The sequence below is a fragment of the Nonomuraea roseola genome, assembly GCF_039535395.1.
Taxonomy (GTDB): domain Bacteria; phylum Actinomycetota; class Actinomycetes; order Streptosporangiales; family Streptosporangiaceae; genus Nonomuraea; species Nonomuraea roseola.
This window is the reverse complement of record NZ_BAAAXC010000011.1, coordinates 121,644-146,063: the sequence shown is the minus strand read 5'-3', so window position 1 is coordinate 146,063 and position 24,420 is coordinate 121,644. Positions and strand designations below refer to the sequence as shown.

Genomic DNA, 24,420 nt, shown 5'->3' with positions numbered 1-24,420 from the left:
GAGGGTGGGGTGGCGGGCGTGGAGCGCGGTGGTGAGGTCGGTCGTGTCGGGCAGGCGCAGGGCCTGGGCGACGGCCTGGGCGGGGTCGTCGGTGTCGGCGAGTTCGACGAGGTGGGCGTTGGGGTGGGCGCGGGCCGCCTCGATCGCCAGCCTGGTCTTGCCGACGCCTCCAGGCCCGGTGAGGGTGACGAGTCGTGACCTTTCGAGGGCCGCGCGGACCTCGCGGACGGCGTCGTCGCGGCCGACGAGGTCGGTGAGCGCGGCCGGCAGGTCGGATCGCGGGGGCAGGAGGGCGGGGTCCTGCCTGAGGATGGCCTCGTGCAGGGCGGTGAGCTCGGGTCCTGGGTCGAGTCCGAGCTCGTCGGCGAGGAGGGTACGGGCCTGGGTGAAGACGTCGAGGGCCTCGCTCTGGCGACCGGCCCGGTAGAGGGCGCGCATGTGGAGGGCGCGCAGCCGCTCGCGGAGCGGGTGTTCGGCGACGAGGGCGGCCAGTTCGACGGGGTGGCCCTGGGCGAGACGCTGTTCGGCCTGGTCTTCGAGCGCGGTGAGGCGCAGCTCTTCGAGGTGCGTGATGGCGGCCGCGGCGAAGGGCTCGTCGGCGTGGCCGGCGAGGGCGGGACCGCGCCACAGGGCCAGCGCCTCGTCCAGGCGGCCTTCGCCGAGGAGCGCGCGGAAGCGGGCGGCGTCGAGGTGGACGGCGCGCAGCGCGTAGCCGGGCGCCTGCGAGACGACGAGGTCGCGGGCGCCGGGCTCGGCGGCCTCGAGGGCGCGGCGCAGGTGCCAGATCTTGGTCTGGAGCGCGGCGTGGGCGTCGGTGGGCGGCGTGTCGCCCCAGAGGTCGTCGATGAGGCGGTCGGCAGGGACGACCTGGCCCTCGTGGGCGAGCAGGTCGGCCAGCAGGGTGCGGACCTTGCGTTCGCGGACGCGGACGGGCGTGCCGTCCTCGGTGTGGACCTCCAGTGGTCCGAGTATCGCGAAGCGCATGGGCGACACCGTATCGAGAGCGGATCGAGAGGGCGTCGCCGCAGGGTGGGGGGCATGACTTCAGTGACGGTGATCGGGCTTGGCCTGATGGGCAGGGCGCTCGCGGGCGCCTTCGTGAACGCGGGACTTCGGACGACGGTGTGGAACCGTTCGGCTGGAAAGGAGGTGGAGGGGGCGCGGCGCGCGGAGAGCGTGGCGGCGGCGGTCGGCGCCTCTTCGCTGGTTGTGGTGTGCGTGGTGAACAACGACGCGGTGCTCGGGGTGCTGGAGCAGGCCGGTTCGCTGGAGGGCAGGGTGCTGGTGAACCTGACCAACGGCACGCCTGCGCAGGCGCGGGAGGTCGCCGCCCGGGTGGCCGAGCTGGGCGGGCGCTACGTCGACGGCGGCATCATGGCGGTGCCGCAGATGATCGCGGGGCCGGGGGCGCTGGTGCTCTACAGCGGCTCGCGGGAGGCCTTCGAGGAGCACAGCGCCACGCTGGAGGTGCTGGCAGAGGCGCGGTTCATGAGCGAGGACGCGGGCGCGGCCGCGCTGTACGACCTGGCGTTGCTGAGCGGCATGTACGGCATGTTCGGCGGGATCTACCACGCGTTCGCGATGGTGCGGGCGTCAGGTGGCGACGTGCGGGAGTTCGCGCCGATGCTGACGGCGTGGCTGGCGGCGATGATGGAGGGTACGCCGCACGCGGCCGAGCAGATCGTTTCCGGCGAGTACACGACGGAGGTGTCGGCACTGGCGATGAACCAGCTGGCGATGCCGAACTTCTTCGAGGCCAGCAAGGAGTTGGGCCTGCGGAGTGACGTGCTGGCGCCGATCAGGGACATGATCGACAGGGCGGTCGAGGCGGGTCACGGGGCCGACGGCCTGACGCGCCTGGTGGACATGATCAAGGAGTAGGCCGGCGCCCCGCCGCGCCGGTCCGGGCGCGGCGGGGAGTTCGCCGGTCCTACCGGGTGGTCATGCCCTGGGCGAGGTCGTCGGCGACGGCCTCGGGGGCGCGCCGGGCGGCGGGGCCGTAGCCGCCGCCTCCTCCTGACTCGCAGCGCAGGACGTCGCCCGCCTTGACGGGCAGGGCGTTGATCTTGAGCATGTGACGTTCGGAGTCGGTGCCGGGATTGAGGACGACGCGGGGCGGTGCGCCAGCCGCGCCGCCCGCCAGGCCCCACGCGGGAGTGACGGAGCGCTCGAACCACAGGGACAGGGAGGTGTCGCCGCTGAACTCGTACTCGCGGACGACGCCGTTGCCGCCGCGCCACTGTCCCTGCCCGCCGGTGTCGGGGCGCACCTCGTAGCGGGTGACGCGGACGGGGAAGAGGGTTTCGAGGACCTCGATCGGCATGTCGCGCAGGGAGCCGTTGACGTTGTTGATGAGGGCGCTCTCGCCGTCGCCGCCCTCCCACGCGCCCCACCCGCCGACGGTGGCCTCCTGGGAGACGTACAGCTTGCCGGTGCGCGGGTCGGTGCCGGTGAACTGGACGATGAGGGAGTCGCCGTAGGAGGCGGCGGCGGCCTTGCCCGGCAGGACGGGGGCGAAGGCCTTGACGACCAGGTCGATGAGCAGGCCGAGGTGGGAGTAGTAGTACTGGCAGGCGGCCGGCGACTGCGCGGCGAGCATGGAGCCCGGCCTGGTGGTGACGTAGAGGGGGCGGAAGGAGCCGCCGTTGAGGGGGACGTCGCCGCTGACGAGGAGCTTGTAGGCGACCCGGACGGCGGCGACGGCCTGGGCGGCGCCGCAGTTGACCGGCCCTGTGGTCTGGTCGGCGCAGTCGGTGAGGTCGACGTGGACGGTGTCGCCTTCGACGGTCACGGTGACGTTGACCGGCAGCGGGGTGCCGAGGTCGATGCCGTCGTTGTCGAGGTGGCCGCCCGCGGTGTAGGTGCCGTCGGGGATGGCGGCGATGGCCTGGCGTTCGAGGCGCTCGGTCTGGGCGAAGATCTCGTCGCGGGCGGCGGTGACGGTGTCGAGGCCCCATCGCGTGACGATCTCGGCGAGGCGGCGCTGTCCCGTCATGGCGCAGGCGACCTGGGCGCGCATGTCGCCGAGCGTGGCGTGGGGGAAGCGGACATTGCGGGCGATGACCTCGTGCAGGTCGCGGCAGGGCCGTCCGGCCTCGTAGATCTTCATCGGGCCCATGCGCAGGCCCTCCTGGAAGATGGAGGTGGAGTCCATGGAGCCGCCGGGGTCCTTGGAGCCCATGTCGAGCCAGTGGGCGCGGGAGGCGGCGAACCCGGCCAGCTCCCCTTCGACGAAGATGGGGCCGTAGACGGTGACGTCGTTGAGGTGGGTGCCGCCGATGTAGGAGTCGTTGAGCACCCAGACGTCTCCCTCCTGCCAGACGTCGCGGCCGAACATGCGCTCGGTCTCGCGGGTGCACACCTCCAGGTTGCCCAGGAAGATCGGCAGGCCGCTCGACTGGCCCAGGACGTTGTGGTCGCGGTCCATGAGCGCGACGGCGCAGTCCTTGGCCTCGTAGATGACCGGGGTGTAGGAGGAGCGGATGAGGGTGGTGTTCATGTCCTCCGCGGCCTGCAGGAGCGCGCAGCGGATGATCTCTGTGGTCACTGGGTCGATCATGAGGTCACCTTGATGATCAGGAATCCGTTGGCGTCGAGGGCGGCGAGGCAGCCAGGCGGGACGACGGTGGTGGCGGTCTCCTCGACGATGATCGCGGGACCTTCCAGCTCGCTGTCGATGGCGTTCCTGCGCAGGACCGGGGTGCGGTGGACCTGCCCGTCGAAGATGACGTCCCGTACGGCGGGCGGGTGCTCCTCGGTGGTGGGCGCGGCGGTGGCGGTCCTGGGGAAGGTGCCGAAGCCGGTGCTGCGCAGCATGACGAACTCGACGGGGGCCTCGGCGGTGGCGTGGCCGTAGCGGCTGGTGTGGGCCTCGGCGTAGCGCTGGGCGACGGTCTGGAGGAAGCCCTCGCCCGCCGGCTCGTCCGCGCCGGTGAGCGGGATGGTGAGGGTGTAGTCCTGGCCCTCGTAGCGCATGTCGACGGCGTGCTCGACGCGCTGCCTGGAGCGGGGGACGCCCTGGCCTGTGAGGGCGGACTCGGCCTGGCGGTGCAGCTCGGCCAGGGCGGCGGCCATGTCGCGGCCGTCGAGGTCGTCCTGCTGGCGGAAGTAGGGATGGGTCAGGTCGCGCCGCACGTCGGCCTCGAGCATGCCCCACGCGGAGAAGGCGCCGGGGAAGCGGGGGGACGACGACCTCGCCGATGCCGAGCTCCCTGGCGATGAAGACGGCGTGCATGGCGCCCGCGCCGCCGAAGGCGACCAGGGCGAACTCGCGCGGCTCCACGCCGTGCTCGACGGTGAGCGTGCGGATGGCCTGCGCCATCTTGGCGTTGGCGACGTCGCAGATGCCCTCGGCCAGCTGCAGGGGGTCCATGTGAAGCTCGGTGGCGAGCGTGGCGACGGCCTCGCCCGCCGCGTCGGTGTCGAGTCGCATGAGGCCGCCGGCGAACCAGGCGGGGTCGACCCGGCCGAGGACGACGTTGGCGTCGGTCACGGTGGGCTGGGTGCCGCCCCTGCCGTAGCAGGCCGGTCCCGGTACGGCTCCCGCCGACTCGGGTCCGACGCGCAGCGCGCCCGCCTCGGCGTAGGCGATGGAGCCGCCGCCCGCGCCGATGGTGTGGAGGTTGACGATGGGCATGAGGACGGGAAAGCCCTCGATGCGGGCCTCGGCGCTGACGTCGGGCCGCCCGCCGACGACGAGGGAGACGTCGAAGGAGGTGCCGCCCATGTCGACGCAGATGGCGTTGTCGCGGCCGAGCAGGCGGGCGGCGGCGACCCCGCCCATGGTCCCGCCGACCGGTCCCGACAGGAGGGTCTGCAGGGGGCGCCTCATCGCGTAGCCGGCGTTGACCAGGCCGCCCGACGACTGCATGACGTGAACGGGGACGGTGAGACCGCGTTCGGCGAAGCGCTGTTCGATCCTGGCGAGGTAGGCGCGGACGACGGGGCCCGTGTAGGCCTCCAGCACGGCCGAGGAGGTGCGCTCGTACTCGCGCCACTCTCTGGCGACTTCGTGACTGAGCACGACGAGGACGTCGTCGCCGAGCTCCTCGGCGAGGATCTGCCCCGCGCGGATCTCGTGGGCAGGGTTGACGTAGGAGAACAGCAGGGTGACGGCGACGGCGTCGAAGCCCTCGGCCATGGCGCGGTGGGCGGCCCGCCGTACGGCCTGCTCGTCGAGGGGGTGGAGCTCCTCGCCGCGCCAGTCGAGGCGGCCGGCCGCCTCCATCACGTCGCCGCGGGGCACCAGCGGGGTGGGTTTGCGGTAGCGCAGGTCGAACATGCGGTCGCGGTTGCCGCGGGCGATCTGGTAGACGTCGCGGGCGCCGGCGCTGGTGAGCAGCAGGACGCGGGCGCCCTTGCGTTCGAGGAGGGCGTTGAGTCCCTGGGTGGTGCCGTGCACGAAGAAGGAGATGCGCGCGGGGTCGTCCACGACGCGGCCGAGCGCGGCGAAGACGCCTTCGGCGAGGTCTCCCGGGGTGGTCGGCGCCTTCGAGGCCACGACGGCGCCGCTCTGCTCGTCGTAACAGACCACGTCGGTGAAGGTGCCGCCGATGTCCATGGCGACGCGATAAGTCATGGGGGCACCGTATGCGGTCGGCGGGGGTGGCGGGTGTGCAGGGTGCACAGCGCGCTCCCCGGTCACGGGCGTGAGGCACTGCGCTCGATTTAAATGAGTGGCGACGCCGGAATCGCGCGGGTTAGTGTCGTGACATCGGAAAAGAGCCGGAACACCGGCGGAACAGGAAAGGGGCGGTCGTGATTCTCCAGCTGAGTTCGCTTGCCCTGCTGTCCTGGCGGGCTCTCGGGTAGTCCTCTCGGGGATCGCTCCCGTGGCCGCCGTGGACAGTCGTCCCGGCGGCTCTTTCATTCAGGTCGCATCAGTCTTCCCTTCCCGGGCGGTCGTTTCCTGCGCCGCCCGATGGCTGCCAGCGCTCGCCGACCACGCGGCGGCATCGGCAGAGCCCGTGGGAGGTCCCGCTGCCGAGCGGGCGCCGCGACGGGCACTTCAGCAAGGCCGCTCTAGCCCAACTGGGAGAGGCACCGTGTTCAGATCGCGGACAGTCAGGGTTCGAATCCCTGGGGCGGCACGCAGGATCGAAGAGGCCGGAGCGGGCGCGACATTCAGGACAGTGCGCGCACCACAGTGGTGAACACCGCGGGCAGGCGCGCGGCGGCGGGGACGACCAGGCGGGCGGTGCCCGGCCGGTGCGCGGCCTTCAGCAGGGCTCCGGTGAGCAGGCGGTGCGTGCGCGACAGGCGCCGCCACGCCCGCTCGTAGTCCTGGGGGCGGCCGGCGGCCAGGCAGCGCACGAGCGCGCGCGCCGACAGGGCGGCAAGGCACAGGCCCTCGCCGGTGATGGCGTCGGTGTATCCGGCGGCGTCGCCGACGAGCAGGACGCGGCCAGCCACGCGGGTGCGCACGCGCTGGCGCAGCGGTCCCGCGCCGCGCACGGGGGTCGCGGCGGGGCCCGCGAGCCTGTCCAGGAGCGCGGGGAAGGCGGCCAGGTGCTCGTCGTAGCCGCGCCGTCGCGAGGTCAGGATCGCCACTCCCACGAGGTCGTCGCCGACCGGGGTCACGTACGCCTCTCCGCCCTGTGACCAGTGGACCTCGACGTAGTCGGACCAGGGGGTGACGTGGTAGTGCCTGCGCAGGCCGTAGCGGTGGGGTCGGCGGTCGGGCAGGCCGAGGTCGAGCCAGGCGCGCAGCGGCGAGTGCAGGCCGTCGGCGGCCACGAGCCACCTGGCCCGCAGTCCAGCCGCCTCGACGCCGTGCTCGTCCTGGCGGGCCTGGGTGATCTTTCCGGTGACGATCGGGATGCCGAGCCCGGCGGCGCGCGCCGTCAGGGCGGCGTGCAGTTCGGTGCGCCGCACGCCGCGCCCAGGGGAGTGGCGGAAGCTGGCCCTGGCGCGGGTGGCCGCGTCGATGTAGTCGATGCCGCGCAGGGGGTGGCCGCCGACCTGTACGCCCATGGCCCGCAGCGCGGCCACGCCACCCGGCATCAGCCCTTCGCCGCAGGCCTTGTCGACGGGGGCGGCGCGCGGTTCGACGACGACGACGTCCATGCCGGCCAGCGCCGCGTGGATCGCGGTGGCCAGGCCGGCGGGGCCGCCGCCCGCGACGATGATGTCGATCACGGGGTGGCCGGCCGGGGTCCGTCGGCCAGAGTGGCGAGCGCCTCGTTCTCGCAGCGGATCCGCACCACCATCAGGGCGGCGTTGAGCACGGTGAAGGTCAGCGCCGTGACCCACGCGCCGTGCACGAGGGGGAGCGCGGCGCCTTCGACGGCGACGGCCACGTAGTTCGGGTGCGGCAGCCGGCTGAACCGGTAGGGGCCTGAGGTGACCAGGGGCAGGCCCGGCACCACGATCACCTGGGTGTTCCAGCGGGGGCCGAGGGCGCGGATGCACCACCAGCGCAGCGCCTGGGCGGCGACGACGAGAGCCAGCATCGGCCAGCCGAGAACCGGGACGAAGGGCCGGTCCGCCAGGTGGACCTCGAGCAGGCAGCCGGCCAGCAGGCCGGTGTGCAGGGCCACCATCCACGGGTAGTGGCCCTGCCCGCGCACGACTCCGCCGCGCGCCATGCTCCACTTGGCGTTGCGGCGGGCGACGACGAGTTCGGCCAGGCGCTCCAGGCCGACGAGCACGATGAGGAGCGAGTACCAGGGCATCGGCGCCTACCAGCGCAGCAGGACGAGCTCGGAGCAGAACCCCGGGCCCATCGCGATGAGCAGCCCGGGGGTGCCGGACGGCGGTGGACGAAGGCGCAGCGTGTCGCGCAGCACGTGCAGGACGGAGGCGGAGGACAGGTTGCCGACGGCGGCCAGGGAGCGCCAGGTCAGGTCGAGAGCCCCGGCGGGCAGGTCGAGGGCGTCGGCCACGGCCTCGAGCACCTTGGGGCCGCCCGGGTGGCACACCCAGGCCGCGATGTCCTTCGTGGTGAGCTCGTGGTCGGCCAGCAGGCCGTGCACGTCGTCCGCGAGGTAGGTGCGCACCACGTCGGGGACGCCCGCGTCGAGCACCACACCGAAGCCGCTGTCCCTGACCTCCCAGCCCATGACCTGCTCGGAGTCGGGGTAGAGGTGGCTGCGGGTGGCGATCACGGTGGGCGCGCCCGTCCTTGCGGGGCGTTCGGAGCCGCAGACCACGACGGCGGCGGCGCCGTCGCCGAACAGGGCGCTGGCCACCAGGCTGGCGGGCGAGGCGTCGCCGCGCTGCAGGGTGAGGGAGCACAGCTCGACCGAGAGCAGCACGGCGACGTGGTCGGGCCAGCCGCGCAGGTAGTCGTGCAGGCGGGCGATGCCGGCCGCGCCCGCGACGCAGCCGAGGCCGAAGATCGGGATCCGCTTGACGTCGGGCCGCATCCCGAGGCGGCCCGCCACCCTGGCCTCGATCGAGGGCGCCGCGACGCCGGTGACCGACGTGAACATGATCAGATCGACGTCCGCGGGGGAGAGACCGGCCTGCTCCAGCGCGCCCGCGACCGCCTCGACCCCCAGATCGACGGCGGCGGTGACGAAGACGTCGTTGGCCGCGCCGAACCCGTCGAGCTTGGCGTACTCCTCCAGGGGCAGCACCAGGTGGCGCTGGTCGACCTTGGCGCCGGCGTGCAGGCGCTCGAGCAGGCGCCGGTCGGCGCCCTCGGGGAGGAAGGACCGGGCCGCCAGAGCGGTGAGGTCGGCCTGCGGGTAGCGGTTGGGGGGCAGGACGCCGTGAACGGCTGCGATCCAGGTCATCGAAGGCCCTCCGGTAGCGGTTGCCGGAAGGGTGCCCGAACCGGTGGCTACTATGCCCATGGGATGGCATGAATCCTCGCTGCCCATGATCGAGCTGCCTATGATCGAGTGGGTGTGACGGACGATGGCGACGGCGCGCGCACTCAGGGGACTGGCCGGTAGCTGCCATCCGGGACCGACGCTCGCGGTCACCGTTCTGGTCACCGTTCTGGCCGCCGCGAGCGGCCGCGACGCGGCCGGCTGCGCGCTGGTGTTCGCCGCGGTCCTGACCGGTCAGCTGTCGATCGGATGGTGCAACGACGCGGTCGACGCCGCTCGCGACGCGGCCGCAGGACGCACGGACAAGCCGGTCGTCGCAGGCGTGGTGAGCGCGACGGCGGTGCGCGGCGCGGCGGTCGTGGCGCTCGTGCTGTGCGTGCCGCTGTCGCTGGCCTCGGGGGTGGTCGCGGGCCTGGTGCATCTGGCGGGCGTCGGGGCGGCGTGGGCCTACGACCTCGGGGTGAAGGCGACGCGGCTGTCCTGGGTGCCGTACGCGGTGGGTTTCGGCGCGCTGCCGGCCTTCGTGACGCTCGGGCTGCCCGGCAGGCCGTGGCCGTCCTGGTGGGTCGTCCTGGCCGCGGCCCTGCTGGGAGTGGGGGCGCACCTGGCCAACGTGCTGCCCGACATCGCCTCCGACCTGGCCGCCGGCGTGCGCGGCTGGCCGCAGCGGCTCGGGCGGGCACGGGTCTCGGCGCTGGTCCCGCTGCCGCTGCTGGCCGCCACAGCGCTGCTGGCCTTCGGCTCGTACGGCGCGGCGCCCGCCGCCTGGGTCGCGCTCGCCGCCGCGGGCGCGACGACCGCGGCGGGACTGCCGGCCGCGGGCAGGTGGCCGAAGGCCCCCTTCGTCGCCGCGATAGCGGTGGCGGGCATCGACGTCGCGCTCCTGGTCGCCAACGGCGCAAGGCTCACCGCCTAGCCGCGCGCACCCAGGTTCGTCCTGATCCAGCGGCTCACGACGGCCGCCGCCAGCGGCGCGGGCACCGTTCCCGCGCCGAGGCCGACCTCGACCAGCAGGTCGAAGACCTCGGGACGGCGGGCGGCCGTGGCGATCGCCGCGTCGATGAAGCCGGGCGACTGCGCGGCGCGGGCCAGCACGTCGGTGGTGAACAGGTGCCTGCCGAGGGCGGCGCGCAGCCGGCGCCGGTAGGCGGTCAGCGGGTCGCCCGCGGAGAGGACGGCCGCCTCCCCGGCGAGCCTGCCCGACAGGAGCGCGTAGTAGATGCCCTCGCCGGTGAGGGGGTTGATGAGGCTGGCGGCGTCGCCCGCGAACAGCACCCTGCCGACGCCGGGCTTCGGGCGGCCTGGCGACAGCGGCAGGTGGTGGGCGCGCAGGTCGCGGGCGGGCAGGTGCGGCAGCAGTTCGGCGAGCCTGCCGTGCAGCACCTGCCGTCCCGGCAGGCCCGTGGCGTGCAGGGTCGGCAGCAGCATGCCGAAGCCGACGTTGGCGGTGCCGTCGCCGATCGGGAAGGCCCAGGCGTAGGCCGGCCAGCCTGCCCGCTGCATGGCGATGAGCTGGGCGTCCTCGTCGTCGGGCATGTCGGCGTAGCCGCGGACGGCGATGGCGGTGTGCCGTTCGGGTGTGGGACGGGCGCCGAGCAGGCGCCGCAGCGTGGAGTGGGCTCCGTCGGCGGCGACGACGGCGCGGGCGGTCAGCTCGCCGTCCACGACGACCCGGCCGTCGTGGGAGGTCAGGGAGCGGACGCGGTGGCGGCGCACCTCGACGCCGCGAGCGCGGGCCGCCTCGACCAGGCGGGCGTCGAACACCATGCGGGGCACGACGTGGTTGGGGCGGGCGACCCTGGCCGACACCCGTACTCCGCCGGGGGAGATGACCGACAGGCGCTGTGTCGGCCGGTAGTCGGCGATGAGGTCGGGCAGGCCGAGCAGGGCCAGCTCGTCCCTGCCGTGGGCGGCGATGCCGTCGCCGCAGGCCTTGTCGCGGGGGAAGTCGTCGCGATCCAGCAGCAGCACGGCCGCGCCGGGACGCAGTTGCTTGGCGCGGAGGGCGGCGGCCGCGCCCGCGGGGCCACCGCCGACGACCAGCACATCCCAGACGTCTGTCACACAGCGCTCCTTCCACCGCCGCGCCGGCCGAAACCGGCGTGCGCCTGGTGAGCGTCCGGTCTGAGGGTAGGGGGAGGCCTCTGAGGGCGTGTGGCATTGACGCCTCCGCCAGGACGATTGATCACTATCCTTGGGCGGTTGACGGTGCGGATCGCGGCACAGGGCCGCGGTGGGGATGGTGGCGTGATGACGTTGGATGCGGATACGCAGATCACGGACTTGAGACTCAACGATCACGCCTGCCTCACCTTCGGCGAGCCCGAGGAGTTGCTCGACCTCACCGCCGCCTACATCAGAGACGGCCTGGCCGGAGGCCAGCGCGTCGTATGGTTGAGCGAGGAGCCGCAGGGAGCGCTGATCGAGCTGAGCCGCAGGGGGATCGCCACGCAGTCCACGTCCGAGGCGGGCCGGATGGAGATCAGGGCCTGCCAGGACGGGTTGCTGGCTGGGCAGAGCTTCGCGGTCGAACACGCGATGGGCTGGTTGCGCGAGCAGATGGCAGCGACCGAACGCGAGGGATACGCGGGCCTCAGGATCGCTCTCGACATGAGCTGGGCGCTGCGCCCGATCAGCGGCATCGAGCAGTTGCCCGCGTTCGAGGAGGAGATGGCGGTGGCACTGTCGGGCACCAGCGCGTCGGTGCTGTGCCAGTACGACCGCGACCGTTTCGACCCGGTGACACTGGCGTCGGTCTCGGCCTTCCACACGCGCTCGGTCGCCGCGGCCACCTACCACAACGACCCGCTGTTGCGGATCTGCCGACAGTACGCGCCACCGGGCATCAGGCTGGCAGGGCAGATCGACCAGGCGGCCGAGGAATCCCTGGCGCTGGCGCTGGCCGAGGCGATCAGGGTGGACGGGGACATCACCGTCAACATGGCCGAGCTGTCGTTCATCGACCTGTCCTGCACCCGGATGATCATCGACGCGGCCCGGAGCCTGGCCCCCGCCCGCAGGGTCCTCCTGCGTTGCGGCGGCGCGGTCGCGGCGCGATTCGTCCTGCTGGGCGCGGCGGCCGTTCCCGGCGTCAGTCTGGTGACCGTCCATGACCGGTGACGGAACGCTGAACACCCCACAGGCGCCCGCCGACGGCGGGGGCGAGCTTCCCGCGGGCGCGCCGCTCATCCTCGACCAGCACTTCGACGGCGACTCGCTCTACGCGCTGCGGGCCACGCTCGAGGCGCACGTCGCGCAGGCCGGGCTGCCGGAGGGCAGGGCCAGCGACCTGATCATCACCGTGCACGAGCTGGCCACCAACGCCGTCCTGCACGGCGCGGGCGCCGGGCGGGTACGGCTGTGGAGGCAGGCGGGGGCGCTGCACTGCCAGGTCAGCGACGAGGGCAGGGCCAAGGCGGGTGAGCGGTCCGCGGGCCGTCCCGCCGACCAGTGGTCCTACGAGCACGGGCACGGGCTGTGGATCGCCCGCTATCTCGCCGACAGTCTCACCGTGCGGTCCGCCTCGCCGGGCAGCGTCGTCACGGTCGCCTTCGACCTGCCGCGCGACGATCGCCTCCCCAGATTCAGCCTGGTCCGTCACTCCAGGCCGTCCCATGTCGAGCTGTCGCTCTCGGGCGACCTCGACCAGCAGGCGGCGCAGGAGGTCGGCGCCGCCGTGCAGGCCCTGCTGTCGGAGCACCCGGCGCCGCGGCTGGTCCTCGACCTGACCGAGGTGACCTTCTGGGACGCCATCGGCATCGCGGCCCTGGTCACCGCGCAGCAGCGCGTCAACGAGACCTCGGCGGGGGTGATGTTGGTGGCAGGGCTGTCGGAGGAGTTCAGGCAGCGGCTCACGGCGCTCAGCCCGACCGGCTTCACCTTCTGCGACAGCCCCGAGCACGCCGCCAAGCAGTTGCCCCCACCCGACGACAGATGACCGTCCGCACCTTTGACCGCAAGTCTGGTTGAGGTCGCTGACCCGCCTGACGCGGCCGATGTCAGGCGGGGGTGCGCAGGGTGGCCAGGATGTTCAGGATGCGTTCGGCGTCGGTCAGCAGGCTTCCGCTGATGGCCCAGCCACGGGGATGGTCGAGGGCCCCTGCCTGGATCTGCGTGGTCATCTGGTCGCGGATGTGGTCGGCCTGAGCATGGGCCCGCGCGAAGGCGTCAGGGCCCGAGTCGGCGCTCTCGGCGGCGCCCCCGGGCCTGATGCGGCCGGTCACGATGTCGGCGATCAACTCCAGCAGGACGGAGTAGTCGCGGGCGTAGTGGTCGCTGAGGTCGTCGGGTGTGGCGGCCAGGTCGTTCTGGTGGTCCAGGTGGGCCAGAGCGCGCACGATGGCGTGCAGGTGCACGCCGATCTCGGTCAGCGCCCGCAGGAGCTGGACGTGCTCGTCTCCGTCGGGCCTGTGCCGCCGACGCAGGTTGTAGCGGCGGCTCTCCGCGCTGTCGGCGACGGTGGCGGCGGCGTCGGCCAGGTGCTCGTCGAGCCTGTCGGTCTGGTGCCGCCACGACGGCAGGCTCGACAGGTCCCAGCCGTCGCGCAGCGCCCCTGCCACGTCGTCGAGCAGGGCGGACATCTCGCCGCTCAGCCGTTCGATGGCGGAGTCCGGGCGCCTGCGGTACAGAGGGGGCCACAGGGTGGAGTTGACCACCCCTCCGCACAGGGCGCCGATGGCGGTGGCCATCACGTAGGCCAGCAGGTAGCGCTCCTGGGAGGCGGCGCCGAAGGAGAGCATGAGCACGGCGGTGGTGGCCACGTCGGTGCCGTGGCGGCCCATCCGGTGCCAGCGGGCCGCGACGAGGGCAGGAGGGACGACCAGGACGAGGGTGAAGGCGGTCAGGCCCAGCAGGTGGCCGATGCTGCCGGCCAGGATGACCCCCGCTGCCACGGCGGCGACCTTGCGCAACCCGTTGGTCAGGGTCTTGTACACGGTGGCGTGCACCATGATCACGGCGGTGGCGGGAGCGATCCACAGGCTCTCACGCGGGAGGAACCGGTCGGCCAGTAACCAGGCCAGCACGGCGGCCAGCGTGGCCTTGGCGATCTGCCTCAGCTCGAAGCGCTGGTGCGAGCCGCGTTCGCCGAGGGCTTTCAGCTGGGTGCGGACATAGGCAAGCTCCTGACGAACAGCGGCCGACAGGCGGCCGGACTCCGGATGTCGCATAGCGCGACATTTCCGGATCTTTTCCTTCGGCGCAAGCGTCAGGCGCTCGCGCGCGTGTCCCCGGCCCCCCTGCCGGTGGCCGGGTCGACGGCGAAGGCCTTGTCGAGCTGGGTGAGCTCGAGCACGCGCAGGAACGTGCCGTGCACATGGGTGAGGCGAAGGGCGGCACCCGCGTTCGTGACGCAGTTCTGGACCTGCAACAGCGCGCGAAGCCCCTGCGAGTCGCAGAACGTCAGGGCCTCGGCGTCGAGCTCGACCGTGGCGGGACGGCAGGCCAGCGCCGTCTCGATCGCCTCGCGCAGGACCGCGGACGAGGTGAGATCGAGCTCACCCGACAGGCGCACGACCGGATGGGCCTCGTCGAAGCGCACGTCCGCTGAGAGAACCGTCATGTCCACCAGCCCCTCTCCGCGGGGGTCGATCCCGCTCCCGCTTACCTTACGCGTGGTCAGCGGCCCAGCCAGGGCAAACGGCCAGATGCGCGGGCGCGGACGTCGGTGGGCGGCCCCTCAGCCGACGTGGACGACGGGGCGGCGATCGGCGTCGGGTTCGGCCTGGCGCAGCACCTCGCGGGTGAGGGGCGGGATGTCGCCGCCGCCGAAGACCAGGTATCGCAGCAGCGCCCCGATGGGGTTGCCCTCGGCGGCCCAGTGGAAGTAGACGTGCGGCGTCTTGCCGGTCTGGTCGCGCAGGTACAGCAGGAGCGCCGCGATGGCGTTGGCCACCGTCGTGCTCTCCATGCGCAGGACTCGGAAGCCGTGGCGCTCCTCGCCGACGACGCGCAGCTCCCCTGCGAACTCGGAGGCGTCGGGCACGCTCACCTCCAGGAACAGCAGGCCCTCGCCGGTGCGCAGGCGGTGCAGCTCCCACGCCTCGCGGGCCTTGTCGACGTACTCCCTCTGGTCGCGCGCGTGCGGCTCGTTGGCGATGAGCCGGAGGTCGCCGCACAGGTTGACGTACTGGCGGGCCAGGTCGTCCATGGAGATGCCGGTGACGCGCAGCTCGGTGGAGCGGGTGGCTCGGGAGATCAGCGAGGTGATCACGATGGCCAGGACGAACAGCAGCGCGATCACCAGTCCGTCGGGGCGTTCGACGATGTTGGCGGCGGTGGCGTAGGCGAAGATCAGGGTGATGATCCCGAAGGAGACCGCGGAGCGGGTGCGGCCGCCGTTCCAGGCCGAGAGGGTGACCGCGACGGCCGCCGACAGGATCAGCGTGAGCACGCCGGTGGCGTAGGCGCCGCCCTGCGACTCCACCTCCGCGCCGAAGAAGACGGTGATGAGGAAGGAGATGGCGGTGAAGACCAGGACCATCGGCCGGACCGCGCGCGACCAGTCGGGGGCCATGCCGTACCTGGGCAGGTAACGGGGCACGATGTTGAGCAGCCCCGCCAGCGCGGACGACCCGGCGAACCACAGGATGGCGATGGTGGACAGGTCGTAGGCGGTGCCGAACCAGTCGCCCAGGTAGGCGTGGGCCAGGTAGGCCAGGGCGCGGCCGTTGGCCGCGCCGCCCTCGGCGAACTCCTCGGCGGGGATGAGGACGGCCGTGGCGAAGCTGGAGGAGATCAGGAAGACGCTCATGATGAGCGCCGCGGTGGTCAGCAACCGGCGCGCGCCCTTGATCCGTTGCGCGAGGTCGCCCTTGACCAGGGGCATCACCGCGACGCCCGTCTCGAAGCCGGACAGGCCGAGGGCGAGCTTCGGCATCACGTACAGCGAGACGGCGATCATCGCGATCGGGCTCGAGTGCTGGCTGGTCAGCACGGACTGCCAGTCGGTGATCAACGCGGGCTTGGCGAACACCCTGTGCAGCGCCGCGGCCACCACGACCGCGTTCAGCGCGAGGTAGACGGCCACCAGGACGATGGCGATCGAGATGGCCTCGCTGAAGCCGACGAGGAACACCCCGCCCAGCGCGGCGATCAACGTCAGCGTGACCGGCACCTGCCAGTCGGACAGGAACGCGGGGACGAACGGGTTGTGCAGCAGGTGGGCGGTGGCGTCGGCCGCTGACAGCGTGATCGTCACGATGAAGGCGGTGGCCACGAAGCCGAGCAGGAACAGCACCAGCAGCTTGCCGCGCCAGCCGGGCAGCAGACGCTCCAGCATCGACAGCGAACCGAGCCCGTTGGGGCTCTCCTTGGCCACGGCCCTGTAGGTCGGCAGGGCGCCGAACAGGGTCAGCGCCACCAGCAGCATCGTGGCGATCGGGCTGAGCGCCCCCGCGGCCAGGGCGGCGATGCCCGGCTGGTAGCCCAGGGTGGAGAAGTAGTCCACGCCTGTCAGGCACATCACCTGCCACCAGGAGTGCTGATGGGCGGGGGACTCCTCGTGGTGCGGGTCCGCGCTTCCCGGAGCGACACGCTGCAGGCCTTTCAGCAGCCACGTCCGCAGCGTCCGCTCCCCTGCGGAAACGGACTGATCCACCCCGGCCAACCTGGCCACCCCCAACACCGAGCGCACGTCAAGACGAAGGTGCACACTACTGACGTCGAAGGTGATTTCTTCATGATCGAGGCGTCAAGAAAACGTCAAAAACGCGATCTGTCCGCTGGGGGCGTGCGCGCGCCGCGGATCAGCCGCGCCGTCCGCAGACCCAGCCAGACGAGCAGCGCCAGGACCCCGACCAGCGCGTACTCGATCGCGGGGATGCGCAGCGCGTCGAAGGCCGACCCGATCTGACCGCGCAGGGCGTGGACGACCAGGAGCGCGCCGACGTAGCAGCCGGCCAGCGCCCAGCGCACCGGGAGTGACAGTCCGAGGCCGTGCATCTGGGTGATCACGAAGACCCCGAGGAAGCCGAACAGGAACATCGGCCAGGCGCCGCCGGGGCCCGAGCTCATCAGCGCCACGAGCGTCCCGTGGACGGCGACCGCCAGCTCCAGCGTCACCGTCCAGCGCCGGTCGGTGTGCGCCCTGGTGAGGAACAGGCTGCCCTGAAGCAGCAGGAGGAACATGTAGAAGAAACCGACCAGGTGACCGCTCGTGATCTCCATCGGGTGGTACCAGAAGGTGTACACGGCCGCCCAGCTGAACAGGTAGCCGTGGTAACGGCGGGCGAAGTCGACGACCTGGCGGCCGATGGGCGCCGGCCTGCCCAGGAACAGGCCGCGGCGGCGGTTCTCCATCACGAGCACCGCGACCAGCAGCAGGACGACCGAGCCCTGCGAGCTGAAGATCGAGACGTCCTGCGCGAGCCCGTCGTAGAACAGGTGGGTCTGCAGCGTGTGAAGGGCGACGAAACCGGTGTTCACCGCCAGCGCGACGACGTTGACCGGGTGCAGCCCCGCCGTGTACCTGCCGACCCTGGTCTGCGCGTAGAAGATCAGCGCCCAGAACGCGATCTGGTGGGCGGCGTAGCCGGCCCAGGCCGACAGCCTGCTCCACACGGTCGGCTCGGGCAGCTTCCAGTAGTACCAGGAGACTCCCTGGTCGGGGAGGAGCCTGATGCCCTGGAGCCGCTGGCCGAGCAGCCAGACGAGTCCCGTCGCGACGGCGCAGGCCACGACGCCCCAGGCGAGTGTACGGGTGGCATCCGATTTGTTCAGCACGCTGACTATTATGCTCAGCCTGCTGAACAAATGGCGCCCGCCGTCGGTGGAACAATGGGCGGGTGGCGGAGAAGGAGGGGCACGACGTCGCGGGCGGGGCCGACGCCGTCAGGGCCGACATTCGCTCCTGGCCCACCGGCCGCCTGCTGTCGATGGCCGCGCGACTGGTCGAGAGCCGCTTCCACGACTTCCTCGAGGCCCACGAGCTCACCCATGCCGGCCTGATCGCCCTGCACCACCTCGCCGAGGGGCCCCTCGCGCAGCGCGAGCTGGCCAGGCTCAGCAGGGTCACCGACCAGACCATGAGCCGCACCATTGAGCACCTGCGCAGGGCGGGCTACGTCGGCAAGGGCCCCGACGAGCGCGACCGCCGCAGGGTGCTGGTGCGCATCACCCCTGCCGGGGCCAGGGTGCTGGCGCACGCCCGCGAGGAGGAGCGCGGCTCCGACCGGCTGCTCGGCGCGGTGGACGAGTACGACAGGTTCCGCGAACAGCTGATCAGGCTCATCACGATCGTCTGACCGGCCACAACGGGCAGGTTCACCTTCCGGTCATGTGGGGTAGCGCTTCACATGCACCACAACAAGGGGGAACCATGATCAAGCAGCTTCACTCGATGGGCATCAGGTCCAGCCTCGCGTACACGGCTGGCATCGCCTCCATCGGCCTGTCCGTCGCTTCCTGGGTCATCTCGAAGGGGTCGGAGAACGCGGGCCTCGACCGTGCCGACCGATGGGGCATCTTCGTCGGCGAGTGGGCACCGACGCTGTTCGCGCTCGGCGTCGCCCTCCGGATGGAGGAGATGCGCGAGGAGGAGGAGATGCGGCAGCGCATGGGCACCAGCACCGACACTGACACCGGCACCGGCATGTTCGACAAGTCGCAGGGCGGCAGGACTCCGGTGCACACGCAGCCGTAACGGGCTGGCGTCGCATCCCGACGTTCGGCGCCGCGGCGCCGGTTCACCCGAGCCGGCGCCGCGGCGCGAACAACGAGGGGGCGCGAACCACGAGGGGGCGCGAACAACGAGGGACAGGGTCACGCTCGAAGGCCCAAGCCCCGGCCAGCGCCGCGGCGTCCCGGCAAGGGAAGCGGCAAACCCGGATCAAGATGTCCTTGCCGGACGTCGTGCCGCATTGCACCCTTTCGAGCGGCGTTCTGCAATCACAGGAGGCGCGCCTCACCGTGGCAGCCACGGCCGGGGCGCGCATGCCGTGCAGACGCAACAGGAGGATTCTCGATGATCAGACAGGACATGCCGAGCGACGACGGGCTGGTCAGCCTCACGTTCACCCTCCCCGCCGACCTGCCGGGGCCGGTCTCGGTCGTGGGCGACTTCAACCAGTGGGACCCTTACGCCCATCCCATGACCCGCACCGACCAGGGGGCGCACAGCACCGTGGTCACCCTGCCCGCGGGTACCAGCATCTGCTTCCGCTACCTCGCCCACGGAGGCGCGTGGCTGGACGAGCCGGACGCCGACGAGCGCGACCACCGCGGCTCGATCGTGCACCTGCCCTCGGTCTCCGCCGGCGAGGAGAAGCCGGCGCGCCGCGCCACCACGGCCAAGGCCGCCGCCAAGTAGACGGTCTGACGGCTGCCGGCTCTCACCTTCCGTCGCACAGGCCGCGGTCGACGAGTCGCTCGGCGCGCCTGTGGGAGTCCTGGAATGCGGTGGAGGCCGGGACGATGACGCTCCGCCTGCCGTTCGCGGTGACGCCGGTCCTGGTCGTGCAGCCGAGGATGCCGCCGCCGTCGCCCGCTGCCGTGCCACCGCACGGCAGCGGGCGCCGCAGGAGGGTGTCGGCCGTTCAGCGATCGACGTCTCCGTGTGGCCGTGCCGCTCAGCGGCCGCCCTTGCCCTTGCCCTTGTCCTTGTCGCGCTTGTTCCCCTTGCCGGGCTGCGCCTTCTTCCGGTCCGTGGGCTCCGCGACGATCGTGGGCCGGCGGGGGGAGGCCGACGCGGTGCTCACCCCGGTGTTCTCCCCCGTGCTCTCCCCTGTGCTCTGTCTGCGCGTCTTCCTGGTGGCGGCGTGGGGCGCGGGTTCGGCGGAGCTCCGCCGTACGGCGGGCGAGGGGGAGACCGACTCCACGGGCGCCTTCACGGGCGCCTTCACGGGCGCGTCCACGGAGGAGTCCGAGGGGACGTCCGCGGCGGGGGGAACGGCGGGGCGGGCCGCCGAGGGGGTGGCAGGAGCGCCGCTCTGCAGGGACGTGGTCAGGGCCGCGACGACCAGGGCCGCCACGGCGGCGGGGAACAGCCTGCTCCGCCATGGGCGGGCGGCCGTCGAGGGGCTCACGGACGTCTCGGACGCCGGAGAGACGGGCTCGGACGGCAGGTCGGCGGGGGAGCGCAGGCGCCCGTCGTGAACGGCGGCGAGCAGCAGCGCCTCGGCCTCGTCCAGGCTCATCCGCTCGGACGGCTCCTTGCGCAGCAGCCCGTGGATCACCGGGGCCAGCGTGCCCGCCTTCACCATGGGCGGCGGCTCGTCGTGCACCACCGCGCCGAGCGTGGCCAGCACGTGGGAGCGGTGGAAGGGGGACAGGCCCTCGACGGCGGCGTAGAGCAGCGCGCCCAGCGACCAGAGGTCGGAGGCGGGAAGGGAAGGGCCGCCCGTGGCGCGCTCGGGCGCCATGTAGGCAGGGGTGCCGACGACCATGCCCGACCTGGTCACCGAGGCGTCCTCGTCCAGCGCGGCCAGCCCGAAATCGGTGAGCACCGCGCTGCCGTCGTGGGCGAGCAGCACGTTGTCCGGCTTCACGTCGCGGTGCAGCACGCCGACGGCGTGGGCGGCGCGCAGGGCGCGCAGCAGGTCCAGGCCGATGCGCGCCACCCGTTCGGCGGGCAGCCCGCCGCGCTCGGCGATCAGCCCGCCGAGGGGCCTGGACGGCACGAACTGCATGATGATCCACGGGTGCCCGCGCTCCTCCAGCACGTCGTAGACGGTCGCGACGCCCGGATGGCTGATCCTGGCGGCGGCGCGGGCCTCCCGCAGCGTCCTGCTCGTGAAGACCTCGACCTCGTTCTCGGCCATGCCGACAGGCGGCACGACCTCCTTGACCGCGACGTCTCTGGCGAGCAGCTCGTCATGGGCGTGCCACACCCGGCCCATGCCGCCCTGACCGAGCGGTCTCAGCAGCCGGTAGCGCCCGCCGAGCCGCTCCACGTGTTCGGACATGGGAGTACGGGTACCCGCCCGACATGTCGGCATTCGGCAGAGTTATAACAACGTGATCACGCCTGTGGTGAAACGTCAGTCCTGGGGCAGGCGGTAGACCGTGACGTGCGCGCGGCTGTCGTCGCCGAACGCCGAGCCGTTCCAGTCCGACCAGCGGTGCTCGCGCTCCATGCCCGCCAGCCTGGCCATGAGATCGAGCTCGGCGGGCCAGGCGTAGCGGTGGTTGGCGGGCAGCAGCCGTACGCCCTCGGCGGTCAGCCGTACCTTGGTGGTGTGCATGAACTGCTCGGCGGGTGAGAGCCTGGCCGCCTCGGCCAGGACGGTGTCCTCGCTCATGGACAGCAGCCGCAGGGCCGAGCCGTCGCGGAAGGCCGCGGGGTCGGGCACCCAGGTCTCCACCACGAACCTGCCGCCGGGCAGCAGGTGGTCGGCCGCGTTGCGGAAGCAGTCGACCTGGGCGTCCTGCGACGGCAGAGCGAAGATCGTGTTCGTCGTGAGCGCCACCAGGCTGAACCTGCCCTCCACCTTGGTGGTGGAGAAGTCGCCGACGGAGACGGGGATACGCTCGCCGCCCGGCTTGGAGCGCAGGATCTCCACCATGTCGGCGGAGCCGTCGATCCCGGCCACGGTCAGGCCCCGCGCGGCCAGCGGCAGGGCCAGGCGGCCGGTGCCGATGCCGAACTCCAGTACGGGGCCGTCACCGGCCAGCAGCGCGAGCCGCTCGACGGTCGCCTCGGTCGGCAGGTCGGTGACCGTCGCGTCGTAGATGTCGGCGATGCTCCGTCCGTAGGCGGAGGCGTCGAAGGCGGGCGACATCAGCGGCCCCCCTCGCGGTCAGAGCGTGGACGGTGGCGATGTGGTGACTGGGGCACTGTCGTTCCTCCTGGTCGGGCGGCTCCCCGTGACTGCCCGGCTGAGGCGCCGGTCAGGAGAGCCTGGATGTTTTCGCTGGTCATCGTGGGAAAGAGGGGCGGGATGTCGCGCGAAGACGATGATGTGGTGACGGTGACCCCGTGCGAGGACGGCCCCCTGCTGATCAGGGGCCCCTTCGAGCTGCTGACTCAGGAGGGCGTGCCCATCCCGCCGGGCCGGACGACCGTCGCGCTGTGCAGGTGTGGACGCTCCTCGGTCAAGCCGTTCTGCGACGGCTCGCACAAGTCGACGGGTTTCCGGGCCACGAGTGAGCCCGACCCCGCGGCCTGACGCAGCCTCCGCGGCGAGTGGGCCGCCGTCCTCAGCCTGCGCCCCGCGTACGGCACGCCGCCGCCGAGTGCGGCGGCCAGGGCCAGCCAGCTGCAGGTGGCGCGTTCGAGGATCCAGACCGGGGCGAACAGCGCCGCCGTCGCGGGGTAGACGCGCCCGCCTCCCGCTCTGCGCCGCCCCGCCTCAGCCAGGCCCACCGCCAGCGCCGCACCCGCGCCCAGCAGGCCGTAGCGGCGCCGGGCCAGGCAGAGCCCGACCGCGGGAAGGACGGAGAGGAACAGCGCCATGCGGGCGGGCTGAGCCAGGTCGTCGTAGGCCTGGCGCACCCGCTGGTCCCAGAAGCGGGCCGCCTCGGGCGGCAGCCGCCGCACGTAGAGGTCGAGAGGGCGCAGCTCCCTGCCGCCGTGCGCTCGCACGGTGCGGATCAGCTCGAGGTTCTCGAACAGTACGTCTCCGTCGTATCCGCCCATCTCGATGAAGAAGGAGCGGCGCACCCCGAACGTGCCGGGGTAGTCGGCGCCGAGACTGCGGTTGAGCAGGCTGCGGGCGGTGTCCCAGCGCGCGTGCCACGGCAGCGGCCAGAAGTGGTTCTGCGGGCGGACGAGGTCGGCGTCGGCGAGCAGCGCCTCCACCCTGGCCAGAGCGGGCTGGTCGTAGCGGACGTCGTCGTCGGCGATGACCACGTGCTCGGCCCTGGCCAGGCGCATGCCCGTGGTCACGCCGTTGACCTTGCCGTTGGCGAAGCGCAGCTCGCTCGCGGGCCTGACGTGCGTGGCGAGGCCATCCCACGCGGCGGCGTGGCGCTCGAACAGCGGCGAAGGGGAGCCGTCCACCACGATGACCCGCACGTGGCGGCTCAGGGTCCGCAGGTAGGCGGTCAGCTCCTCGAGGCCCGCGTCGTCGTCCCATCGCAACGGGAGCACGTAGTCCATCATGCGGCCACGACCTCCCCGAGCAGCGACGTCGTGCCGCGCAGCCAGCGGGACATGACCTGCGCGGCCCACAGGCGCTCCAACGTGAGCGCGCACGCGGCGCCGTACAGGACATCGCCTGACAGCGACGGGTGGTCGCGGGCGAAGGCGCCGCACAGGTCGTGCGCGGCGATCTGCTCGTGGACGGCGTCGGCCTGCACGTGCTCGTCGTAGAAGCGCGTGGCCGTCGCGTCGCCGCCCAGCCTGCGCAGCCCCGCGGCGTAGCGGCGGTTGGGCAGCGAGGAGGTCATCTCGAAGGCCGCCAGATGGCCGATCGAGGCGCCGCGCAGCCGCCGGTGCAGCCCGAACAGCGACATCGCGTTCGAGATCGCCAGCGTCACCGCGGGCACCCTGCCGAGATGGGCGCCGTAGGAGTCGTCGAGGCCCAGGCCTCGCATGGTGGCCCTGAACAGCTCCGAGTGCATGCGCTCAGGACGGCCGCCGCCGTACTCGTCGGACTGGATCTCCACCAGCGCCGCCTTGGCCCTGCCCCGCAGGCGCGGAATCGCCCACGAGTGCGGGTCGGCCTCCTTCAGGTGGTAGATCGACCGGTGCACGACGAACTCGCGGAACTGCTCCAGGCTCGCCTCACGCTGCAGGAACGTCGACAGCGGCGGGCCGTCGTCGGCCGCCACCAGCTCGGCCAGCGCGCGCCGTACCTCCTGCGGGGGGGACGGCGGGCGGGCGCGGCACGAGCTCCCGCAGCGCCGACTCGAAGCGCCGCTCCAGCTCGGCTCGGGTGCGCAGCAGCGAGGGCTCCCACTCCCAGCGCTCGTCCACCTCGTCGAAGCCCTGGTAGTGCAGCTCGTAGCAGACGAACAGGGCCAGGTGCAGATCCTCGTCGTCCACCTCGTGGACGGCGAGCGGCTCGCCTCCGGGCGGGCCGGTCAGCCGTCCGAACAACGCCGCGGTGATCGGGCCTCGCGCGGCAGGCAGGTTCATCTGTCCTCGGCCGCCTTCACCTTGACCGCCGGCTTCCTGCGCTCGGCCTCGGTGGTGCGGGCGCGCAGCTGCGGGAACTCGTAGCGCTCCTCGCCGCGGGCGTGCGCCGTCACCGCGCCGGCCTCTCGAAGGCCTCGGCCCGCTGCCTGCCCGAGGACTGCTCCACCTCGTCGAACAGGTCCCTGATCAGGGCGTGCTGCGCCGGCGACAGGTCGATGACGTCTTCCTCGTCCGTCATCTCCGGCGTCATCTGCCGAGTGGCCATGAGCGATCTCCTTCCTCCTTCCGAGTACGGCGTGCCTACCCAGGCGCCGATGGGCCACGCACGGCTTTACCCATTCCACGCCTACGGCTCGGACAACGCGGAGGTTGCCTTGGGGATCGCCGGGTTGCGCTTCCGCTCGGCCGTCCGGCACTTGCCAGCGCCCGGCGAAGGCGACCGGCGGCGAGGCGACGACCCTGCCGGCGCTCCCGCGTGTTCCCACCCGCTCATCGGCTGCACGGCCGAAGTGTCGGACCGGGGTCCCGAGGTCGGCCGGGTGATACTGAACATCGACGCGGCCGGCGCCCGCATCGACCCGATGACGTCACGGGTCCGGCCGAGCCGGAGGACCGCGACGGCGGTCC

At 72.4% G+C, this 24,420-nt stretch carries 24 protein-coding genes, 1 tRNA gene and 2 pseudogenes; 9 read left to right on the top strand and 18 right to left on the bottom strand.

The features are described 5' to 3' along the window. Positions 1 to 984, bottom strand: a 984-nt coding sequence (locus ABFX55_RS12035; protein WP_346120443.1) for a BTAD domain-containing putative transcriptional regulator, incomplete at its 3' end; no start/stop codon positions are given. 54 nt (positions 985 to 1,038) lie between these two features. Between ABFX55_RS12035 and ABFX55_RS12030 the strand changes: the two genes are divergently transcribed. After that, positions 1,039 to 1,881 carry an NAD(P)-dependent oxidoreductase gene (locus ABFX55_RS12030; protein WP_346119600.1) on the top strand — a complete coding sequence of 281 codons (843 nt, stop codon included), beginning with the start codon at positions 1,039 to 1,041 and terminating at the stop codon, positions 1,879 to 1,881. A gap of 49 nt (positions 1,882 to 1,930) precedes the next feature. On the opposite strand, the gene ABFX55_RS12025 is transcribed toward ABFX55_RS12030, so the two are convergent. From ABFX55_RS12025 to ABFX55_RS12015, 3 genes and pseudogenes are all read right to left on the bottom strand, one after another. After that, complete coding sequence (locus ABFX55_RS12025; RefSeq protein WP_346120453.1) at positions 1,931 to 3,559, bottom strand: hydantoinase B/oxoprolinase family protein; 1,629 nt, start codon at positions 3,557 to 3,559, stop codon at positions 1,931 to 1,933. Next, positions 3,556 to 4,149 (bottom strand): hydantoinase/oxoprolinase family protein, encoded by a 594-nt coding sequence (locus ABFX55_RS12020; RefSeq protein ID WP_346120451.1) that lies wholly within the window; start codon positions 4,147 to 4,149, stop codon positions 3,556 to 3,558. Before ABFX55_RS12020 ends, ABFX55_RS12025 begins: the two co-directional genes overlap by 4 nt. 73 nt (positions 4,150 to 4,222) lie before the next feature. Then, positions 4,223 to 5,560, bottom strand: a pseudogene (locus ABFX55_RS12015) (hydantoinase/oxoprolinase family protein); the annotation flags it as partial. Between the two features lie 455 nt (positions 5,561 to 6,015). On the opposite strand from ABFX55_RS12015, the gene ABFX55_RS12010 reads away from it, so the two are divergent. Next, positions 6,016 to 6,089, top strand: a tRNA-Leu gene (locus ABFX55_RS12010). A gap of 34 nt (positions 6,090 to 6,123) precedes the next feature. Here ABFX55_RS12010 and ABFX55_RS12005 read toward each other — a convergent pair. The 3 genes from ABFX55_RS12005 to ABFX55_RS11995 are packed head-to-tail and all read right to left on the bottom strand — an operon-like array spanning position 6,124 to position 8,738. Continuing rightward, positions 6,124 to 7,137 carry an NAD(P)/FAD-dependent oxidoreductase gene (locus ABFX55_RS12005; RefSeq protein ID WP_346120441.1) on the bottom strand — a complete coding sequence of 338 codons (1,014 nt, stop codon included), beginning with the start codon at positions 7,135 to 7,137 and terminating at the stop codon, positions 6,124 to 6,126. Further along, the gene (locus ABFX55_RS12000; protein WP_346120439.1) at positions 7,134 to 7,673 is read right to left on the bottom strand and encodes an isoprenylcysteine carboxyl methyltransferase family protein; all 540 of its coding nucleotides are present in this window, start codon (positions 7,671 to 7,673) and stop codon (positions 7,134 to 7,136) included. The genes ABFX55_RS12005 and ABFX55_RS12000 overlap by 4 nt, the downstream gene beginning before the upstream one ends. 6 nt (positions 7,674 to 7,679) lie before the next feature. Beyond that, complete coding sequence (locus tag ABFX55_RS11995; protein ID WP_346120437.1) at positions 7,680 to 8,738, bottom strand: type III polyketide synthase; 1,059 nt, start codon at positions 8,736 to 8,738, stop codon at positions 7,680 to 7,682. A gap of 124 nt (positions 8,739 to 8,862) precedes the next feature. On the opposite strand from ABFX55_RS11995, the gene ABFX55_RS11990 reads away from it, so the two are divergent. Next, positions 8,863 to 9,693: a UbiA family prenyltransferase gene (locus tag ABFX55_RS11990; protein ID WP_346120435.1), complete on the top strand. Its 831-nt coding sequence runs from the start codon at positions 8,863 to 8,865 to the stop codon at positions 9,691 to 9,693. Here the strand turns inward: ABFX55_RS11990 and ABFX55_RS11985 are convergent. Then, on the bottom strand, positions 9,690 to 10,841 hold the full coding sequence (locus ABFX55_RS11985; protein WP_346120433.1) for an NAD(P)/FAD-dependent oxidoreductase: 1,152 nt from the start codon (positions 10,839 to 10,841) through the stop codon (positions 9,690 to 9,692). The two genes, ABFX55_RS11990 and ABFX55_RS11985, sit on opposite strands and share 4 nt — an antisense overlap. 219 nt (positions 10,842 to 11,060) lie before the next feature. Between ABFX55_RS11985 and ABFX55_RS11980 the strand changes: the two genes are divergently transcribed. Together ABFX55_RS11980 and ABFX55_RS11975 are read left to right on the top strand one after the other, a co-directional pair. Further along, positions 11,061 to 11,897, top strand: coding sequence for an MEDS domain-containing protein (locus ABFX55_RS11980; protein ID WP_346120431.1), 837 nt, complete (start codon positions 11,061 to 11,063; stop codon positions 11,895 to 11,897). Further along, on the top strand, positions 11,887 to 12,714 hold the full coding sequence (locus ABFX55_RS11975; RefSeq protein ID WP_346120429.1) for an ATP-binding protein: 828 nt from the start codon (positions 11,887 to 11,889) through the stop codon (positions 12,712 to 12,714). The genes ABFX55_RS11980 and ABFX55_RS11975 overlap by 11 nt, the downstream gene beginning before the upstream one ends. A 61-nt stretch (positions 12,715 to 12,775) precedes the next feature. Here ABFX55_RS11975 and ABFX55_RS11970 read toward each other — a convergent pair whose 3' ends face one another. The 4 genes from ABFX55_RS11970 to ABFX55_RS11955 all read right to left on the bottom strand — a co-directional run bounded on the left by ABFX55_RS11970 (position 12,776) and on the right by ABFX55_RS11955 (position 17,498). After that, positions 12,776 to 13,945: an FUSC family protein gene (locus ABFX55_RS11970; RefSeq protein WP_346120427.1), complete on the bottom strand. Its 1,170-nt coding sequence runs from the start codon at positions 13,943 to 13,945 to the stop codon at positions 12,776 to 12,778. 38 nt (positions 13,946 to 13,983) lie between these two features. After that, positions 13,984 to 14,337, bottom strand: a complete 354-nt coding sequence (locus ABFX55_RS11965; protein WP_346120426.1) for an STAS domain-containing protein — start codon at positions 14,335 to 14,337, stop codon at positions 13,984 to 13,986. Between the two features lie 117 nt (positions 14,338 to 14,454). Then, on the bottom strand, positions 14,455 to 16,374 hold the full coding sequence (locus tag ABFX55_RS11960) for an APC family permease (RefSeq protein ID WP_346120424.1): 1,920 nt from the start codon (positions 16,372 to 16,374) through the stop codon (positions 14,455 to 14,457). A 104-nt stretch (positions 16,375 to 16,478) separates the two neighbouring features. Beyond that, entirely contained in the window at positions 16,479 to 17,498 is a 1,020-nt protein-coding gene (locus ABFX55_RS11955) for a hypothetical protein (protein WP_346120422.1), read from the bottom strand. A 62-nt stretch (positions 17,499 to 17,560) separates the two neighbouring features. On the opposite strand from ABFX55_RS11955, the gene ABFX55_RS11950 reads away from it, so the two are divergent. From ABFX55_RS11950 to ABFX55_RS11940, 3 genes are all read left to right on the top strand, one after another. After that, the gene (locus tag ABFX55_RS11950; RefSeq protein WP_346120420.1) at positions 17,561 to 18,019 is read left to right on the top strand and encodes a MarR family winged helix-turn-helix transcriptional regulator; all 459 of its coding nucleotides are present in this window, start codon (positions 17,561 to 17,563) and stop codon (positions 18,017 to 18,019) included. Positions 18,020 to 18,093: 74 nt separating this feature from the next. Further along, positions 18,094 to 18,417 (top strand): hypothetical protein, encoded by a 324-nt coding sequence (locus ABFX55_RS11945; RefSeq protein ID WP_346120418.1) that lies wholly within the window; start codon positions 18,094 to 18,096, stop codon positions 18,415 to 18,417. Positions 18,418 to 18,738: 321 nt separating this feature from the next. Then, positions 18,739 to 19,083 (top strand): isoamylase early set domain-containing protein, encoded by a 345-nt coding sequence (locus ABFX55_RS11940; protein WP_346120416.1) that lies wholly within the window; start codon positions 18,739 to 18,741, stop codon positions 19,081 to 19,083. A 259-nt stretch (positions 19,084 to 19,342) separates the two neighbouring features. Here ABFX55_RS11940 and ABFX55_RS11935 read toward each other — a convergent pair whose 3' ends face one another. Further along, positions 19,343 to 20,677, bottom strand: a complete 1,335-nt coding sequence (locus tag ABFX55_RS11935; protein WP_346120414.1) for a serine/threonine-protein kinase — start codon at positions 20,675 to 20,677, stop codon at positions 19,343 to 19,345. 75 nt (positions 20,678 to 20,752) lie between these two features. Continuing rightward, entirely contained in the window at positions 20,753 to 21,493 is a 741-nt protein-coding gene (locus tag ABFX55_RS11930) for a class I SAM-dependent DNA methyltransferase (RefSeq protein ID WP_346120412.1), read from the bottom strand. A 123-nt stretch (positions 21,494 to 21,616) separates the two neighbouring features. On the opposite strand from ABFX55_RS11930, the pseudogene ABFX55_RS11925 reads away from it, so the two are divergent. After that, positions 21,617 to 21,775: pseudogene (locus ABFX55_RS11925) on the top strand (hypothetical protein); the annotation flags it as partial. Here the strand turns inward: ABFX55_RS11925 and ABFX55_RS11920 are convergent. The 4 genes from ABFX55_RS11920 to ABFX55_RS11905 form a co-directional block, all read right to left on the bottom strand. Continuing rightward, the gene (locus tag ABFX55_RS11920; protein ID WP_346120410.1) at positions 21,739 to 22,815 is read right to left on the bottom strand and encodes a glycosyltransferase family 2 protein; all 1,077 of its coding nucleotides are present in this window, start codon (positions 22,813 to 22,815) and stop codon (positions 21,739 to 21,741) included. The pseudogene ABFX55_RS11925 and the gene ABFX55_RS11920 sit on opposite strands and share 37 nt — an antisense overlap. Beyond that, positions 22,812 to 23,486, bottom strand: coding sequence for an iron-containing redox enzyme family protein (locus tag ABFX55_RS11915; protein ID WP_346120408.1), 675 nt, complete (start codon positions 23,484 to 23,486; stop codon positions 22,812 to 22,814). Before ABFX55_RS11915 ends, ABFX55_RS11920 begins: the two co-directional genes overlap by 4 nt. Beyond that, positions 23,440 to 23,793, bottom strand: a complete 354-nt coding sequence (locus ABFX55_RS11910) for a hypothetical protein (RefSeq protein ID WP_346120406.1) — start codon at positions 23,791 to 23,793, stop codon at positions 23,440 to 23,442. The genes ABFX55_RS11915 and ABFX55_RS11910 overlap by 47 nt, the downstream gene beginning before the upstream one ends. Before the next feature lie 109 nt (positions 23,794 to 23,902). Continuing rightward, on the bottom strand, positions 23,903 to 24,058 hold the full coding sequence (locus ABFX55_RS11905; RefSeq protein ID WP_346120405.1) for a hypothetical protein: 156 nt from the start codon (positions 24,056 to 24,058) through the stop codon (positions 23,903 to 23,905). Positions 24,059 to 24,420: the final 362 nt, after the last annotated feature.

Coding starts and splice junctions, on each gene's coding strand:
- ABFX55_RS11970 (WP_346120427.1), bottom strand. CDS start 13,945: ATGCGACATCCGGAGTCCGGCCGCCTGTCGGCCGCTGTTCGTCAGGAG.
- ABFX55_RS11935 (WP_346120414.1), bottom strand. CDS start 20,677: ATGTCCGAACACGTGGAGCGGCTCGGCGGGCGCTACCGGCTGCTGAGA.
- ABFX55_RS11905 (WP_346120405.1), bottom strand. CDS start 24,058: ATGGCCACTCGGCAGATGACGCCGGAGATGACGGACGAGGAAGACGTC.
- ABFX55_RS11975 (WP_346120429.1), top strand. CDS start 11,887: ATGACCGGTGACGGAACGCTGAACACCCCACAGGCGCCCGCCGACGGC.
- ABFX55_RS12030 (WP_346119600.1), top strand. CDS start 1,039: ATGACTTCAGTGACGGTGATCGGGCTTGGCCTGATGGGCAGGGCGCTC.
- ABFX55_RS11990 (WP_346120435.1), top strand. CDS start 8,863: ATGGCGACGGCGCGCGCACTCAGGGGACTGGCCGGTAGCTGCCATCCG.
- ABFX55_RS12000 (WP_346120439.1), bottom strand. CDS start 7,673: ATGCCCTGGTACTCGCTCCTCATCGTGCTCGTCGGCCTGGAGCGCCTG.
- ABFX55_RS11920 (WP_346120410.1), bottom strand. CDS start 22,815: ATGATGGACTACGTGCTCCCGTTGCGATGGGACGACGACGCGGGCCTC.
- ABFX55_RS11940 (WP_346120416.1), top strand. CDS start 18,739: ATGATCAGACAGGACATGCCGAGCGACGACGGGCTGGTCAGCCTCACG.
- ABFX55_RS11910 (WP_346120406.1), bottom strand. CDS start 23,793: ATGAACCTGCCTGCCGCGCGAGGCCCGATCACCGCGGCGTTGTTCGGA.
- ABFX55_RS12025 (WP_346120453.1), bottom strand. CDS start 3,559: ATGATCGACCCAGTGACCACAGAGATCATCCGCTGCGCGCTCCTGCAG.
- ABFX55_RS11995 (WP_346120437.1), bottom strand. CDS start 8,738: ATGACCTGGATCGCAGCCGTTCACGGCGTCCTGCCCCCCAACCGCTAC.
- ABFX55_RS11930 (WP_346120412.1), bottom strand. CDS start 21,493: ATGTCGCCCGCCTTCGACGCCTCCGCCTACGGACGGAGCATCGCCGAC.
- ABFX55_RS11945 (WP_346120418.1), top strand. CDS start 18,094: ATGATCAAGCAGCTTCACTCGATGGGCATCAGGTCCAGCCTCGCGTAC.
- ABFX55_RS11965 (WP_346120426.1), bottom strand. CDS start 14,337: ATGACGGTTCTCTCAGCGGACGTGCGCTTCGACGAGGCCCATCCGGTC.
- ABFX55_RS12020 (WP_346120451.1), bottom strand. CDS start 4,149: ATGCTCGAGGCCGACGTGCGGCGCGACCTGACCCATCCCTACTTCCGC.